The sequence below is a fragment of the Pseudooceanicola sp. genome (genome assembly GCF_029213205.1).
Taxonomy (GTDB): Bacteria; Pseudomonadota; Alphaproteobacteria; order Rhodobacterales; family Rhodobacteraceae; genus Pseudooceanicola.
Genome location: NZ_JARGNH010000026.1, coordinates 22,724 through 38,376, shown reverse-complemented (window position 1 = coordinate 38,376; position 15,653 = coordinate 22,724). Strand labels below are relative to the sequence as shown.

At 61.6% G+C, this 15,653-nt stretch carries 13 protein-coding genes; 11 read left to right on the top strand and 2 right to left on the bottom strand.

The window, feature by feature from the left end:
- The 11 genes from P1U48_RS15575 to P1U48_RS15525 all read left to right on the top strand — a co-directional run.
- Window positions 1–1,327: NarK family nitrate/nitrite MFS transporter (locus tag P1U48_RS15575; RefSeq protein WP_301070100.1), on the top strand; the 1,327-nt coding region annotated here is incomplete at its 5' end.
- Window positions 1,328–1,342: 15 nt separating this feature from the next.
- Window positions 1,343–5,077: a nitrate reductase subunit alpha gene (locus tag P1U48_RS15570; RefSeq protein WP_301070099.1), complete on the top strand. Its 3,735-nt coding sequence runs from the start codon at window positions 1,343–1,345 to the stop codon at window positions 5,075–5,077.
- Entirely contained in the window at window positions 5,074–6,597 is a 1,524-nt protein-coding gene (gene narH, locus P1U48_RS15565) for a nitrate reductase subunit beta (RefSeq protein ID WP_301070098.1), read from the top strand. The genes P1U48_RS15570 and narH overlap by 4 nt, the downstream gene beginning before the upstream one ends.
- Window positions 6,597–7,322 (top strand): nitrate reductase molybdenum cofactor assembly chaperone, encoded by a 726-nt coding sequence (gene narJ / locus P1U48_RS15560; RefSeq protein WP_301070097.1) that lies wholly within the window; start codon window positions 6,597–6,599, stop codon window positions 7,320–7,322. The genes narH and narJ overlap by 1 nt, the downstream gene beginning before the upstream one ends.
- 11 nt (window positions 7,323–7,333) lie before the next feature.
- Window positions 7,334–8,062 carry a respiratory nitrate reductase subunit gamma gene (gene narI, locus P1U48_RS15555; protein ID WP_301070096.1) on the top strand — a complete coding sequence of 243 codons (729 nt, stop codon included), beginning with the start codon at window positions 7,334–7,336 and terminating at the stop codon, window positions 8,060–8,062.
- Window positions 8,063–8,065: 3 nt separating this feature from the next.
- Window positions 8,066–8,863 (top strand): peptidylprolyl isomerase, encoded by a 798-nt coding sequence (locus P1U48_RS15550; RefSeq protein WP_301070095.1) that lies wholly within the window; start codon window positions 8,066–8,068, stop codon window positions 8,861–8,863.
- A 12-nt stretch (window positions 8,864–8,875) separates the two neighbouring features.
- Window positions 8,876–9,448 (top strand): hemerythrin domain-containing protein, encoded by a 573-nt coding sequence (locus tag P1U48_RS15545; protein ID WP_301070094.1) that lies wholly within the window; start codon window positions 8,876–8,878, stop codon window positions 9,446–9,448.
- 15 nt (window positions 9,449–9,463) lie between these two features.
- Window positions 9,464–9,997 (top strand): DUF2478 domain-containing protein, encoded by a 534-nt coding sequence (locus P1U48_RS15540; RefSeq protein WP_301070093.1) that lies wholly within the window; start codon window positions 9,464–9,466, stop codon window positions 9,995–9,997.
- 290 nt (window positions 9,998–10,287) lie between these two features.
- Window positions 10,288–11,148: a MaoC/PaaZ C-terminal domain-containing protein gene (locus P1U48_RS15535; protein ID WP_301070092.1), complete on the top strand. Its 861-nt coding sequence runs from the start codon at window positions 10,288–10,290 to the stop codon at window positions 11,146–11,148.
- Window positions 11,149–11,162: 14 nt separating this feature from the next.
- The gene (locus P1U48_RS15530) at window positions 11,163–11,573 is read left to right on the top strand and encodes a Zn-ribbon domain-containing OB-fold protein (protein WP_301070091.1); all 411 of its coding nucleotides are present in this window, start codon (window positions 11,163–11,165) and stop codon (window positions 11,571–11,573) included.
- A complete protein-coding gene (locus tag P1U48_RS15525; RefSeq protein WP_301070090.1) occupies window positions 11,570–12,715 on the top strand; it encodes a thiolase in 1,146 nt (381 codons plus the stop codon). Before P1U48_RS15530 ends, P1U48_RS15525 begins: the two co-directional genes overlap by 4 nt.
- 104 nt (window positions 12,716–12,819) lie before the next feature.
- On the opposite strand, the gene P1U48_RS15520 is transcribed toward P1U48_RS15525, so the two are convergent.
- Entirely contained in the window at window positions 12,820–14,400 is a 1,581-nt protein-coding gene (locus P1U48_RS15520; protein WP_301070089.1) for a long-chain-fatty-acid--CoA ligase, read from the bottom strand.
- Window positions 14,397–15,548 carry an acyl-CoA dehydrogenase family protein gene (locus P1U48_RS15515; protein WP_301070088.1) on the bottom strand — a complete coding sequence of 384 codons (1,152 nt, stop codon included), beginning with the start codon at window positions 15,546–15,548 and terminating at the stop codon, window positions 14,397–14,399. The genes P1U48_RS15520 and P1U48_RS15515 overlap by 4 nt, the downstream gene beginning before the upstream one ends.
- Window positions 15,549–15,653: the final 105 nt, after the last annotated feature.

The following is a 15,653-nucleotide window of genomic DNA, read 5'->3' as shown; positions in this document are numbered from 1 at the left end:
GTGGATCTCGATCCCGGCGCTGCTGCTGGCCTTCTCGGTCTGGATGGTCTGGTCGGTGGTGGTGGCACGTCTGCCGGCCATCGGTTTTGCCTTCACCTCCGAACAGCTGTTCTGGCTGGCGGCATTGCCGGGCCTGTCCGGGGCCACGTTGCGGATCTTCTACAGCTTCATGGTGCCGATCTTTGGCGGACGGCTGTGGACGACGATTTCCACCGCCTCGCTGCTGCTGCCCGCAATGGGGATCGGCTATGCGGTGCAGAACCCGGAGACGCCGTATTTCATCTTTCTGGTCCTAGCGCTGTTATGTGGCTTCGGCGGCGGCAACTTCGCCTCGTCGATGGCCAATATCGCGTTCTTCTATCCCAAGGCCGAAAAGGGCAACGCCTTGGCGCTGAACGCCGGGCTGGGCAACCTCGGCGTGTCGGTGATGCAGTTCCTGGTGCCGATCGTCATCACCGCGGGTGTGTTCGGCGCGATGGGCGGGCAGCCGCAAATTCTGCCGGGTGGCGGCGAATTGTGGATGCAGAACGCCGGCTTCGTCTGGGTGCCGTTCATCCTGGTGGCGACGGTCCTGGCCTGGGTCGGGATGAATGACATCGCCGACGCCAAGGCCAGTTTCCGCGAACAGGCGATCATCTTCAGCCGGATGCACAACTGGCTGATGTGCATCCTCTATACCGGGACCTTCGGCAGCTTCATCGGCTATTCGGCGGGCTTCCCGCTGCTGACCAAGCTGATGTTTCCCGAGGTGAATGCCCTGCAATACGTGTTCCTCGGACCGCTGGTCGGCGCGCTCAGCCGTGCCGGCACCGGCTGGATCAGCGACCGCTTTGGCGGCGGGCGGGTGACCTTCTGGACCTTCCTGGCGATGATCATCGCGGTCTTCGGCGTGATCACCTTCCTGCCCTCGGGCGGCACCGGTGGCAGCTTCATCGGTTTCTTTGCCTGCTTTATGGCGCTGTTCCTGCTGACCGGGGTGGGCAACGCGTCGACCTTCCAGATGATCCCGATCATCATGGGGCGCGAGATTCCGCGGCTGATGCCGGATCTGGATGCCGACGCCACGCGGCGGCAGGCCGACCGGGAAAGTGCCGCGATCATCGCCTTCACCTCGGCCATTGCCGCCTATGGCGCCTTCTTCATCCCGAAGGCCTATGGCACCTCGATCGCGATGACCGGCGGACCGATCATGGCGCTCTGGGGGTTCCTTGGCTTCTACGTGATCTGCGTGATCATCACCTGGGTCTTCTACACACGGCCCGGTGGCCTGCTCCACAACATTCATCATGGCAAGTCCGCAAACGCGGCCGCCCAAACCGCAGTATAAGAAAGGACGCATGTCATGAGTCACCTGCTCGACAGATTGAATTTCCTGCACTCCAAGGAACTGGATCAGTTTTCCAACGGCCATGGTCAGACCACCCGGGAAAACCGCGATTGGGAGGACACCTACAGAAGCCGCTGGCGGCACGACAAGATCGTGCGCTCGACCCATGGGGTGAACTGCACCGGCTCCTGTTCGTGGAAGATCTACGTCAAATCCGGGATCGTCACCTGGGAAACCCAGCAGACCGATTACCCGCGCACAAGGCCCGATCTGCCGAACCACGAACCGCGCGGCTGCGCCCGGGGCGCGTCCTACAGCTGGTATCTCTATTCGGCCAATCGGGTGAAAAACCCGCTGATCCGTGGCAAGCTGATGAAGGTCTGGCGCGAGATGCGCAAGACGATGACCCCGATCGAGGCCTGGACCAAAATTCAGGCTGATCCGATATTGCGCGCCTCTTACGTTGAAACCCGGGGCAAGGGCGGATTCGTCCGGGCCAATTGGGACGAGGCGACAGAGATCGTCGCAGCGGCAAATGCCTATACCGTAAAGACCTACGGCCCGGACCGGATCTTTGGGTTTTCGCCGATCCCGGCGATGTCGATGGTCAGCTATGCCGCAGGTTCTCGATATCTGAGCCTCCTGGGCAGTGTCTGCCTGTCGTTTTACGACTGGTATTGCGACCTGCCACCGGCCAGCCCGCAGACCTGGGGCGAGCAAACCGACGTGCCGGAAAGCGCCGATTGGTACAACGCCGGCTTCCTGCTGCTCTGGGGCTCGAACGTGCCGCAGACCCGCACCCCGGACGCGCATTTTTATACCGAAGCGCGCTATCGCGGCACCAAGTCGGCGGTGATCTGCCCGGATTATTCGGAGGCCGCCAAGTTCGGTGACATCTGGCTCGCGCCCAAGGCGGGCACCGATTCCGCGCTGGCCATGGCCATGGGCCATGTCATCCTGCGCGAGTTCCACCTCGACCGGCAGGCCGAGTATTTCGAGGATTACGCCCGCAAATACTCAGACATGCCGATGTTGGTGCGGCTGGAGGAAAAGGATGGCAAGCTGATCCCCGGACGGTTTTTGCGCGCCGATGAATTCTCGGACAAGCTGGGCGAGAGCAACAACCCGGACTGGAAGACCGTCGCGTTCGACGAGGTGTCGCAATCGGTTGTCGCGCCGAACGGCACCATCGGATTTCGCTGGGGCCAGAAGGGGGCCTGGAATCTTGAAGAGCGCGCCGGCAAGGCCGACACCCGGCTGAAACTGTCCTTGCTCCTCGATGAGGATCACGACGATGTGGTCGGGGTCGACTTTCCCTATTTCGGTGGTGAGGCGACCGAGCATTTCGTGAAATGCGACCATCCTGATGTGCTCACCCGCAACATCCCGGTCAAGCGGCTGCAACTGGCCGATGGCGAGGCGCTGGTGACGACCGTCTTTGACCTCTTCTGCGCCAACTACGGCCTCGATCGCGGCCTGGGCGGCGACTGGGTGTCAAAGGATTTCGCCGAGGACAAGCCCTATACCCCGGCCTGGGCCGAAAAGATCACCGGCGTGTCGGCCGACAAGATCGCGACCGTGGCGCGGGAATTCGCCCGCAACGCTGAAAAGACCAATGGCAAGTCAATGGTGATCCTCGGGGCCGGTCTGAACCACTGGTATCACATGGACATGGCCTATCGCGGTATCATCAACATGCTGGTGATGTGCGGTTGTGTCGGCCAATCCGGCGGTGGCTGGAGCCATTATGTCGGGCAGGAAAAACTGCGACCACAGACCGGCTGGCTGCCGCTGGCCTTCGGGCTGGATTGGAGCCGCCCGCCACGCCAGATGAACGGCACCAGTGCCTTTTACGCGCACACCGACCAATGGCGTTACGAGACGCTGACGGTAAAGGAGATCCTGTCGCCGACAGCGCCCGAAGGCGACTGGGACGTGTCGATGATCGATTACAACATCCGTGCGGAACGGATGGGGTGGCTGCCTTCGGCACCGCAACTGAAACAAAACCCGTTGGACGTGGGCAAGGCGGCCAAGGCGGCGGGGGCCGAGGCCAAGGATTTCGTTGCCAAGGGGCTCAAGGACGGCAGCTTGCAAATGTCCTGCGAAGACCCCGATGCCCCCGAGAACTGGCCGCGCAACATGTTCGTCTGGCGCTCAAACCTGCTCGGGTCGTCGGGCAAGGGGCACGAGTATTTCCTCAAGCATCTGCTGGGTACGCAGCACGGCGTTCTTGGCCATGATCTGGGCGAGGAGGGGCGTGCCAAGCCAACCGAGGCCAAGTGGCACGACAAGGCCCCGGAGGGTAAGCTTGACCTGCTGGTGACCATTGATTTCCGGATGAGCACCACCTGCGTCTATTCCGATATCGTGCTGCCAACCGCCAGTTGGTATGAGAAAAACGATCTCAACACCTCGGATATGCACCCGTTCATCCACCCGCTGCAGGCGGCGGTGGATCCGGCCTATGAGAGCAAGTCGGACTGGGAGATATTCAAGGCGATTGCCAAGAAATTCCAGGAGGTCGCGCCTGAAATCCTCGGGGTCGAGACCGATGTCGTCGCCCTGCCGCTGCAGCACGACACCGCCTCCGAACTGGCGCAACCGGAGGTGAAGGACTGGAAGAAGGACGAATGCGCGCTGATCCCCGGCAAGACCGCGCCGGCCTATGTCACTGTCGAGCGAGACTATGGCGCGATCTATGACAAGTTCGTCGCCGTCGGGCCGCTGCTCGATAAGCTTGGCAATGGCGGCAAGGGCATCGGCTGGGACACCAAGGATGAGGTGCAACATCTGCGCGACCTCAATGGTGAATGGGAGGATGGCCCGGCCAAGGGCTGCCCCAAGATCGACACCGATATCGACGCCACCGAGGTGATCCTGATGCTGGCGCCGGAAACCAACGGCGAGGTGGCCGTGAAGGCCTGGCAGGCGCTGGAGCAATTCACCGGGCGCGACCATGCGCATCTGGCCGAGGCCAAGGAAGACGAGAAGATCCGCTTCCGCGACATCGCCGCCCAGCCGCGCAAGATCATCTCGTCGCCGACATGGTCAGGGATTGAGTCCGAAAAGGTGTGCTACAACGCAGGATACACCAACGTCCACGAGCTGATCCCCTGGCGCACCCTGACCGGGCGACAGCAGCTCTACCAGGATCACCTGTGGATGCGGGCGTTCGGCGAAGGGTTTTGCCTGTATCGACCGCCGGTGGACCTGAAGACCGTCACCGATGACGTCAATCACGCGGCCCGCGACAACCAGCCCCATGTGGTGTTGAACTTCATCACGCCGCACCAGAAATGGGGCATCCATTCCACCTATTCCGACAACCTGCTGATGTTGACCCTGAACCGCGGCGGGCCGGTTGTCTGGATGTCCGAGGTCGATGCGCAGAAGGCCGGGCTGGTCGATAACGACTGGGTCGAGGCCTACAACGTGAACGGCGCGTTGACGGCGCGGGTGGTGGTGTCCCAGCGCATCAAGGAAGGCACGCTGTTCATGTATCATGCGCAGGAAAAGATCGTGAACACCCCCGGATCGGAACGCACCGGCAACCGCGGCGGCATCCACAATTCTGTCACCCGAACCGTGCTGAAACCCACCCACATGATCGGTGGCTATGCGCAGCTGTCCTACGGCTTCAACTACTACGGCACCGTCGGATCGAACCGGGACGAGTTTGTTATCGTGCGCAAAATGAACAAAATCGACTGGCTGGATCAGCCGGCAAAAGTGGAGGCCGCAGAATGAAAGTCCGGGCCCAAATCGGCATGGTGCTGAACCTCGATAAATGCATCGGGTGTCACACCTGTTCTGTCACCTGCAAGAACGTCTGGACCAGTCGCGAAGGTGTTGAATACGCCTGGTTCAACAACGTCGAAACCAAGCCTGGCACCGGCTATCCCACCGATTGGGAAAACCAGAAAAAGTGGAACGGCGGCTGGGCGCGGACAAAATCAGGCAAGCTACAACCCAAGCAGGGCAGCAAGTGGCGGATCCTGGCGAATATCTTTGGCAACCCGAACCTGCCCGAGATTGATGATTATTACGAACCCTTCACCTTCGACTACGACCATCTGAAATCGGCGCCCGAAATGCAGGCCTTTCCCACGGCGCGCCCGCGGTCGGTGATCACTGGCGAGCGGATGGAAAAGATCGTCAAGGGTCCGAACTGGGAGGAAATCCTTGGCGGCGAATTTGAGAAACGCAGCAAGGATTACAATTTCGAGGGCATCCAGAAAGAGATTTATGGCGAGTATGAAAATACCTTCATGATGTATCTGCCGCGGCTGTGTGAGCATTGCCTCAACCCGGCCTGCGTCTCGTCCTGCCCCTCGGGTGCGATCTACAAACGCGAAGAGGACGGCATTGTCCTGATTGACCAGGAAACCTGCCGGGGCTGGCGGATGTGCGTGTCGGGCTGCCCCTACAAGAAGGTCTATTACAACTGGTCCACCGGCAAATCCGAGAAATGCACCCTGTGCTATCCCCGGATCGAATCCGGCAACCCCACGGTCTGCTCGGAAACCTGCGTCGGGCGGATCCGCTATATCGGCGTCATGCTCTATGACGCCGACAAGATCGACGAGGCGGCCAACGCGCCGGACGAGAAGGATCTCTATGACGCGCAGCTTGGCGTGTTCCTCGATCCGCGCGATCCGGAGGTAATCCAAGCCGCCCGCGCCGGCGGCGTCCCGGAAGACTGGATCAAGGCGGCCCAGCAAAGCCCGATCTGGAAGATGGCAATGGAATGGAAGATCGCCTTTCCGCTGCACCCTGAATATCGCACCCTGCCGATGGTCTGGTACATCCCGCCGCTGTCGCCGATCCAGAACGCCGCGACCGCGGGCAAGATCGGCGTGGACGGCGACATGCCGGACGTTCGCAGTCTGCGGATCCCGGTGCAATATCTCGCCAACATGCTGACGGCGGGCGACGAGGCGCCGGTGGTCAGCGCGCTGGAGCGGATGCTGGCGATGCGCGCCTATATGCGCTCCAAGACGGTGGACGGGGTCATTGACGAAGGCATCGCCGACCGCGTCGGCCTGTCGGGCCGGGTGATCGAGGACATGTACAAGATCATGGCCATCGCTGACTACGAAGACCGTTTCGTGATCCCGACCACCCACCGCGAACAGGTGGAAGAGGCCTACGACCTGCGCGGCGAATGCGGCTTTACCGACACCAACGGCTGTTCGCCGGGGATCAGCGGCGGATCGCTGTTTGGTGGCAAGAAACGCCCGCTGAAAATGCCGACGGAGGCGATGTGATGACCATTATTCTCAAGGATCGAACGCTCAAGGCACTCTCGCTGATCCTCAGCTATCCAACCGAGGCACTACAGGCCGCGATGCCCGAGATCGGCGGCGTCCTGGCCTCGGACACGCGGCTGACGGCGGCGGCCCGGCGCGCCCTGCGCCCTCTGGTTGCGGCTCTGGAACAGGATGACATCTATGACCTGCAAGAGCAGTTCGTGATGCTGTTTGATCGCTCGCGCACCCTGTCGCTGAACCTGTTCGAACATGTCCATGGCGAAAGCCGCGACCGGGGCGGGGCGATGGTCTCGCTGGTCGAGACCTATCGCGAGGCCGGCTTCGACCCGGTGACCTCGGAACTGCCCGATCACCTGCCGGTGCTGCTGGAATTCCTGGCAACCCGGTCCGCCGCGGAAGCCGCAGAGACACTCTCGGATGCGGCGCATATTTTCGCGGCCTTGTCCGAGCGGTTGAGCAAGCGGGGCAGCTATTATGCCGCGGTCTTTGATGCGCTCGGGCAGATTTCCCGGGCAAGGCCGGACGCGGCGGCCGTCGCCGAATTGCTGCTCTATCCCGATGACGACCCCACTGATCTGGGCGCTCTCGATGCCGTCTGGGACGAGGCGCAGATCACCTTTGGCCCCGATCCCAATGCCGGCTGTCCGCAGGTCCGCGACATGCTGGCCAACATGGATATTCACAAGTCATCAACGCCGTCGCTTCGGAACGCGACCAAGTAAAGGAGGATCCGATGCACACGTTCATTTTCGGCATATATCCCTACATCGCCCTGTCGGTCCTGCTCATCGGCACCATCGCCCGCTATGACCGCGATCCCTTCACCTGGAAAACCTCGTCCAGCCAGCTCTTGCGCCGCAAGCAGCTGATCATCGGGTCGGTGCTTTTTCACATCGGGGTTCTGACGATCTTTTTCGGGCACGTCGTCGGTCTTCTGACCCCGATTGCGCTGCTCGAAATGTTGCATGTCGGGCACCAGTTCAAGCAGATCCTGGCCATCGTCGTCGGCGGGTTCGGGGCGGTCCTGGCGCTGGTCGGCGGCTTCATGCTGCTGCATCGCCGCCTGACCGACAGTCGGATTCTCGCGACGTCGAGCACCATGGACATCGCCATTCTGGCGTTGCTGCTGTTCCAGCTTTGCCTCGGCGCGCTGTCGATCTTCGTTTCACTGAACCATATCGACGGCAGCGAGATGATCAAATTCATGCTCTGGGCACAGGGCATCTTCACCTTTGATCCGAACGCGGCCAGCTATACCAAAGGCACCTCGTGGATTTTCGAGCTGCATATCTTTACCGGGTTGACGATCTTTCTGCTGTTTCCCTTCACCCGCCTGGTTCACATCGCCTCGGGCATCTTCGCGCCGATACGGTATGTGTTGCGGCCCGGCTATCAGATCGTCCGCTCGCGCCGGCAGGCCGCATCGGTCGGCAAGCACCCTGTCAGCAAACCGGCGGAGTAGATCATGTCAGCCGCGCTTTTCCCGGAATTGACCGTCAATGGCACGCTCATTCCTTCGACCGCGATCTCAGCCGAGGCACAGAACCACCATGCGCCGAAGGGCAAGCCCGGCATTGCCTGGCGCATGGCAGCCCGCGCGCTGGCCGTGCGGCAATTGCTGCTGGAGGAGGTGCGGCGCCGTGGCATTACTGCGGTGTCCGAAGACGTCGGCCCCGGCCGCAGTGAAACCGAGGACGAGGCGCTGATCCGGGCGCTGCTTGAGGAGGCGCTTGATGTGCCGAACCCATCTGAGGATGCTGTCCGCGCCGAGTGGGCAAAGGCCCCGGATCGCTATCGGGCGCCGCCCCTGTGGGAGGTCTCTCACATCCTCTGCGCTTGCGATCCTGGCGAAAGCGATATCGCCATGGCCGCGCGTGCCCGCGCCGAAGTGTTGATTGACGCGTTGACCAAAGGCCCGCGTCGCTTTCCGGAGCTTGCAGCAAGTGACAGCGATTGCGGATCGAAAGCCAATGGCGGGGCGCTGGGTCAGCTGGGGCCCGGCGACACGGTTCCAGAGTTCGAGGCGGTCCTGCGCCAGCTGCAAGAGGGCGAGATCACGCAAGAGCCCGCACGCACCCGCTTTGGCTGGCATATCGTGCGTATGGATGCCTATGCCGAAGGGCAGGTGCTGCCCTTTGACGTCGTTCGTCCAAAGCTGGCTGAGGCGATGGAAAAGGCCGCCTGGACGGAAGCGGCCCGGGAATTTGTCGATAGCCTGGTGGCGACCGCGTCAATATCCGGCCCGGATATTCGATCCCTCTGATGCGGAGGATGTATGATGAAAGGCATGGGCAATCGCCTGCGAGCGGGCGCCGAGGGGCACCCGATCGACCTGGCTGACTTTGAGAATCCACTCGATTTTCTCGTCGAGGAGCATTTTCGCGAAAGGTCGCTCTGTTCTGTGATCGACGCGGTGGCTGACACCGACGCGCCCGAACCGGTTGCAATGACGCAGGTGTTGGCGTTCCTGGACGCCGAGTTGCCAACCCATATCCAGGACGAACTGACCCACGTCTTTCCCCTGTTGCGGCTGCGTTGCCTTGCAGAAGACGAGATCGGCCCGGTGATCGATGCGGTCGTCGCCGAACATGATGCCACGACCGCCAGCGTGCAGGCTCTGGCGGGCATGCTCAAACGGCAACTGGAAGACGGGTCCGTATGGAGCGAGGCAGAGCGGGTGCGGCTCCATCACTTTGCGGCCCATGTCAGGCGTCACGTGGTCTTGGAAAATGCCATCCTGCTGCCGATTGCACGGGCGCGGCTGTCAAAGGTCGATCTCGCGTCGTTGCGGCGTAGCATGCTGGAGGGTCGCCAGACCTGTGCTGTTGGGGGCGATAATGCGGGCTGATTTGCAGGAGCGCAGATGAAGATTGCCTACACCATGGCGCCCGGGCGCGGCGACACCGATCTGCTGTTGTACCGATTGGCGCAGGAGCTGATTGCGCGCGGGATCAACACCTGCGGCACAGTTCAGATCAATAGCGAAGGCCCGGGTTCCGGGCCCTGTGACATGGATATTCAGGTGCTGCCTGATGGGGCGATCTTGCGGATTTCCCAGTCTCTGGGGAAAGAATCCCGCGGCTGTCGCCTTGATCCGGCCATGCTGGAACAGGCCGTGGTGCTGTGCCAGGCCAGGATTGCGCGCGAACCGGACCTGCTGCCTGACATCCTGATCGTCAACAAATTCGGCAAACACGAAGCGGAAGGACGCGGTTTTCGGTCGCTGATTGCCGAAGCGTTGGCGCGGGATATCCCGGTTCTGGTGGGTCTGAACGCCCTGAGCCAAGCCGCCTTTGAACAGTTCTGCGCGGGGATTGCCGTTGAATTGCCACCAAACATCGGCGCGCTTCGATCCTGGGTGGAAAACGCCCTGTCCATCGAATACGAGTATTCGTGAGCGTATTGTTGCATCAAGCCCGGCATGTCGTCTTTCCCCGCGCGCAATCCGGCGGGAACTGACAGGCACAGGCGCATGTGTCGATGCGGGCGCAAAGCCGTCACTGGTCGGTCTTGCCGCCGTGACCGGATCCCGGTGATCCGGGGCCGGCACCGTCACCTGATCGATCTGCCCGTTCTCTGTTCGCAGCACCGCAACGCGGATACAGTTCATATAAGTATATTTCGCTTGCGAAGTATACCTGTCGAAATTATGACATTGAACCAGTGAGACAAACTGAGGGACCAATCATGATCAGCTACGACACCCTGATGGCGCGGGAATTCGCGCCAGTCGAGCAAAGCTATACCGAACGCGACACCATCCTGTACGCGCTGGGGCTCGGGCTTGGCGCAGACCCGCTGGACAAGGCACATCTGAAGGCGACCTATGAACGGGACCCAGGGTTCTGCGCATTGCCCGCGATGGTGAATGTGCTGGCAGGGCCGGGGTTCTGGGCGATGGAGCCAGATACCGGGCTGGTCTGGCAAAAAATCCTGCATGGTGAACAAAGTTTCACCCTGCACGCGCCGCTGCCGACCTCGGGCACCATTGTCGGCGAGACCAAGATCACCGGGCTGATCGACAAGGGCGCCGACAAGGGCGCGCTGATCTATTCCGAACGCAGCCTGACCGACAAGGCGACCGGCACGCTGATCGCGACAGTGGCAGGCACCAGCTTTGCCCGTGGCAATGGCGGCTTCGGCGGGCCGACCGGGCCAGTGAAACCCGTTCACAAGATGCCCGAAGGCGAACCTGAGGTGGTCTTTGATCACAAGACCGCGCCAGGACTGGCGCTGACCTATCGCCTGAACGGGGATTACAATCCGCTGCATGCCGACCCTGAGGTGGCGCGCGGCGCCGGGTTCGAGCGCCCCATCCTGCACGGGCTCTGCACACTCGGCATTGCGTCGTGGTCGATCACGGCGGCCTTCGCCGATGGCGACGCCTCTGCGTTGAAGCACCTTCAATTGCGGTTCTCCTCCCCGGTCTATCCTGGGGAAACCATCCGCACCGAGATGTGGCGCGACGGCGATGAAGTGTCGTTCCGCGCCCGCGTGCTGGAACGCGACATTGTTGTATTGAACAACGGACTGGCCCGTTTGGGCTGAGGGGGAAAACGTAAATGAGTGAACGCCAGCTACCAACGATCTATCCTGAAACGCAGTTCTACTGGGACGGGGCCAAGGCCGGCAAACTGTTGCTGCAGTCCTGTAACGCTTGCGACAAGATCTATTACCCGCCGCGCCCGTTCTGCCCGACCTGTGGCAGCCGGGATATCGCCGTCACCCAGGCCTCGGGCAAGGGCACGTTGCATTCCTTCGTGATCTCGCACCTTGCCGCGCCGGGGTATGAGCCGCCCTTTACCATCGCCGAGGTGATGCTTGAGGAAGGGGTCAAGATGATGACCAATATCGTCGATTGCCCGGCAGACCCGGAGTCGCTTGACCTCGACATGCCGCTTGAACTGACCTTTGAACAACGCGGAGACGTCGCCGTTCCGCAATTCCGTCCCGCCAAAGGAGGTGCCGCATGACCCATGCCCAAATCGCTATTGTTGGCGCCGCTGAAACCACCCGCATGGGCAAGGTTCCCGAACTGAGCCAGACTGGTCTGCATGCCGATGCGGCGTTGAATGCCATGGCGGATTGCGGCCTGACCCCGGCCGATATTGACGGCATTGCCACCGGCGGGCATGACGTGGCCGAGATCGCGCAATACCTCGGCATCACCCCGACATGGTACGACGGCACTTCGGTTGGCGGCTGTTCGTTCATCACGCTGGTGCGCCATGCGGCCGCGGCCATCGCCCAGGGGCTGTGCACCACCGTGCTGATCACCCATGGCGAAAGCGGGCGGTCGAACAACCGCGCGCACCGGCCAATCTTTCCCTCGATGCAGCAACAGGAATTCGAGGCGATCTATGGCCCGATGGTGCCGCCTTCGCGCTTTACCCTGCCGGTCATGCGCAAGATGAAGGATGACGGGCTGACCATCGAACAGCTGGCCATGGTTGCGGTGGTGCAGCGCGAATGGGCGGCGTTCCATCCCCGCGCCACCGCGCGCGATCCGATCACCGTGGATGATGTTCTGAACTCCAAGATGATCGCCTGGCCGTTCCGCAAGCTGATGTGCTGTCTGGTGTCAGACGGTGGCGGCGCGCTGATCCTGACCAGTGCCGAGCGCGCCAAGGATTTCCCGACCAAGCCGGTGTATCTGCGCGGCCTGGGTGGCGAAAGCGCCGAGGGGCCGATGATTTCGCAGATGGCGGATTTCACCAGCTCCAAGGCATTCCGGGTGTCGGGCAAGACCGCGTTCGAGACGGCTGGGATCAGCCATGCGGATGTCGATCACCTGATGATCTATGACGCATTCGCGCATCTGCCGGTTTATGGGCTCGAGGATCTGGGCTTTGTCGGCAAGGGCGAGGGCGGTGCCTTTATCGCCGAGGGCAACACCCGCCCGGGTGGCAAGCTGCCGCTGAACACCAATGGCGGCGGGCTCAGCTATATGCATTCGGGCATGTATGGCATGTACGCGCTGCAAGAGGCGGTGCGCCAGATGCGCGGCATCTCTCCGGCGCAGGTCGACGGTGCGAAGCTGTCGGTGGTGCATGGGGTGGGCGGCATGTTCTCAGCCGCAGCAACCGTTGTGATGACAACCGAGGATGCGTGGTAATCTGCCACCTGAGCTAAACAAACAAGGCGCGTGCCAGCTGGCGCGCGCCTTGTTTTATTGAATACCGCAACGTAGCGGGATGCCGCAACGTAGCGGGCGTCGGGTCAGGCGCGAACTTCGGCCAGCAATTGCGTCTTGATCGCGGTCTTGTCGATCTTGTTCGTCGCTGAAAGCGGCAGGGCACCATCCCAGAACGTCACGCCGCGCGGGGCCTTGTAATGGGCAATATGCTCGCGGCAGAAGGCGATCAGCTCGTCGGTGGTGACGGTCTGGCCGGGATGCAAGGCGACAACCGCATGCACCGTCTCGCCCCATTTCTCGTGCGGCAGACCGATGACGGCGGCCTGGGCCACGGCGGGATGCCGGGACAGGCAATTCTCGGTCTCGATCGGATAGACGTTTTCACCCCCCGAGATGATCATCTCTTTGGTGCGTCCGACCAGAAAGAGATAACCGTCATGATCCAGATAGCCCGCATCGCCGGTGTGATAGAAGCCCCCGCGCATCGCCTCTGCGGTTTCGGCATCGCGGCCCCAGTACCCGTTCATGATCTGTGATCCGCGCGCGACGATCTCACCGGGTTCAAGCGGTGGTAGGGTGGCGCCGCTTTCATCGACGATGCGAATGTCGCTATGCGGCAGCGGAAGCCCGACCGAGCCCAGCTTGTCGATCCGCGGATTTCCGGGAACATGATCGGCGGGCGGCAGCAGGGTCAGCGCGGGCGAGGCCTCGGTCATGCCGTAGCTCTGACAGAAGGTAACGCCGGGGATGGCGGCCAGGGCGCGCTCCATCAGGGGCAGGGGCATCGGCGCCGCCCCATATGTCAGCAACCGCATCGACGAGAAATCGAATGTGCCGAAATCCGGGTGGTCGAGGACCATACGCAGCATGGTCGGCACCAGCGTCATCGAGGTGACACGATGCGCCTTGATCAATGCGGCGGCCTCTATCACTTCGAACCGCGATTGCACGATCATCGTGGCGCCATAATAGGCGGCGGTATAAATCCGCGATCCGGTGCCAAGGTGGAACAGAGGCCCGGACAACATCACAACATCCTCGGGGCCAAACTCCATGATCGAACCGGTCCCGAGGGAATTGGTCATCATGTTCAGATGCGACAGCATCACGCCCTTGGGTTGGCCGGTGGTGCCCGACGTATAGAACAGCACCTTCGTATCGGTTGAATCGCTGGCAATCGCATCGAAGGCGTCGTCCTCGGGGCGCGCGGTTTCGGATGCCAGGGTTTCGTAGTTCAATGTCGACGGCGGCAGGGAGGGCGCTGGCCCGTCCCAATCCGCATGGATCAAATGTTTCAGCGAGGGGCAGAGCGCCATAAGCTGCGCCCCGCGATCGCCATGATGGCGGTCGACGATCAGAATCTCGGGGGTGCAGTCGGCCAGCATCTCGACCATTTCTGCCTCGGACAGGCGAAAGTTCATCGGGACGAACAGCGCGCCAATCAGCGAGGGCACGAAATACATCTCGACCATCCAGCCGGAGTTGTGGCCCAGGTAGGCGACACGATCCCCTGGCTCGACGCCCAGATCCCGCAGGGCCTGCGCCATGCAATGCACCCGGTCGCTGAACTGCGACCAGGTGTAATCGTGCCCCTCGAAATGCAGCGCCTTGGCATCGGGTCGATGGAACGCGTTCTTTCGAATGAAATCGGGAAAGCGAATCATCGCTGCCCTCCGAGCACCTGCCGCCCGATGATCTCGCGCATGATTTCGCCGGTGCCGCCGGCAATCCGCGACATCCGGGCATCGGCCCATGCGCGTGCGATCGGATATTCCCACATGTAACCGTAGCCACCAAACAATTGCAGACATTCGTCCAGGCTTTTGCACAGGGACTCGGCGGTGAACATCTTGGCGATTGCCGCATCGACGGAATCAAGGTCGCCCTGCGTATGCATCTGCATGCAGTGATCGGTGAAGACCCGCATCACGACCGCCTGGCTTCTGACCTCTGCAAGGCGGAACCGCGTGTTCTGGAAATCTGAAATCGTGCCGCCGAACGCCTTGCGTTCGCTGGTGTATTCGACGGTCCAGTCCAGAGCCGCCTCAAGGATCGAGGTGGCGCGGACGGCCTGCATCAGGCGTTCTTGCGGCAGTTGTTCCATCAGCTGATAGAAGCCGCGGTTTTCCACCCCCAGCAGGTTGCTGGCGGGAACACGGACGTCGTCAAAGAACAGTTCGGCGGTGTCCTGCGCCTTCCAGCCGACCTTTTCCAGCAGCTTCCCCTTGCGGAATCCAGGCGTGGCGGCAGGCACGAGGATCAGGCTGATGCCCTTGGCACCCTTGCTCGGGTCTGTCTTGCAGGCAAGGATCAGCAGATCGCAATTGCCGCCGTTGGTGATAAAGACCTTCTGGCCGTTGATCACATACTCATCGCCGTCACGCACGGCTGTCGTCTTGATTCCCTGAACGTCGGACCCGGCGACGGGCTCGGTCATGGCAATCGCGCCGATCATCTCTCCGCGCACCATCCGGGGCAGCCAATCGCGTTTTTGCGCCTCGGTGCCGTAATGCATCAGATAGGGGGCCACGATGTCAGAATGCAGGGAAAATCCCGGCCCCATGGCCCCCACGCGGGCGAGTTCCTCTATCACCACCATCGAAAACAGGAAATCCGCGCCCGCTCCGCCGAACTCTTCCGGGACGGTTGCGCAGAGCAAGCCCTGTTCACCGGCTTTCAGCCAGGTCTCGCGGCTGACCCGGCCGTCCTTTTCCCATTGGGCGTGATGCGGCATGATTTCGGTCTCGATGAATCGTCGCACCTGCGCGCGAAACATCTCATGGTCTTCGGAAAATATGGTGCGTTTGAACATCGGTTTGCTCCCCCGTTGCACGATTTCATGACGCCTTGTGGCGACGGCCACTTGCCTATACCATTCTCATACGAATAATACACAGGTTAATTGAATTTGACTTCA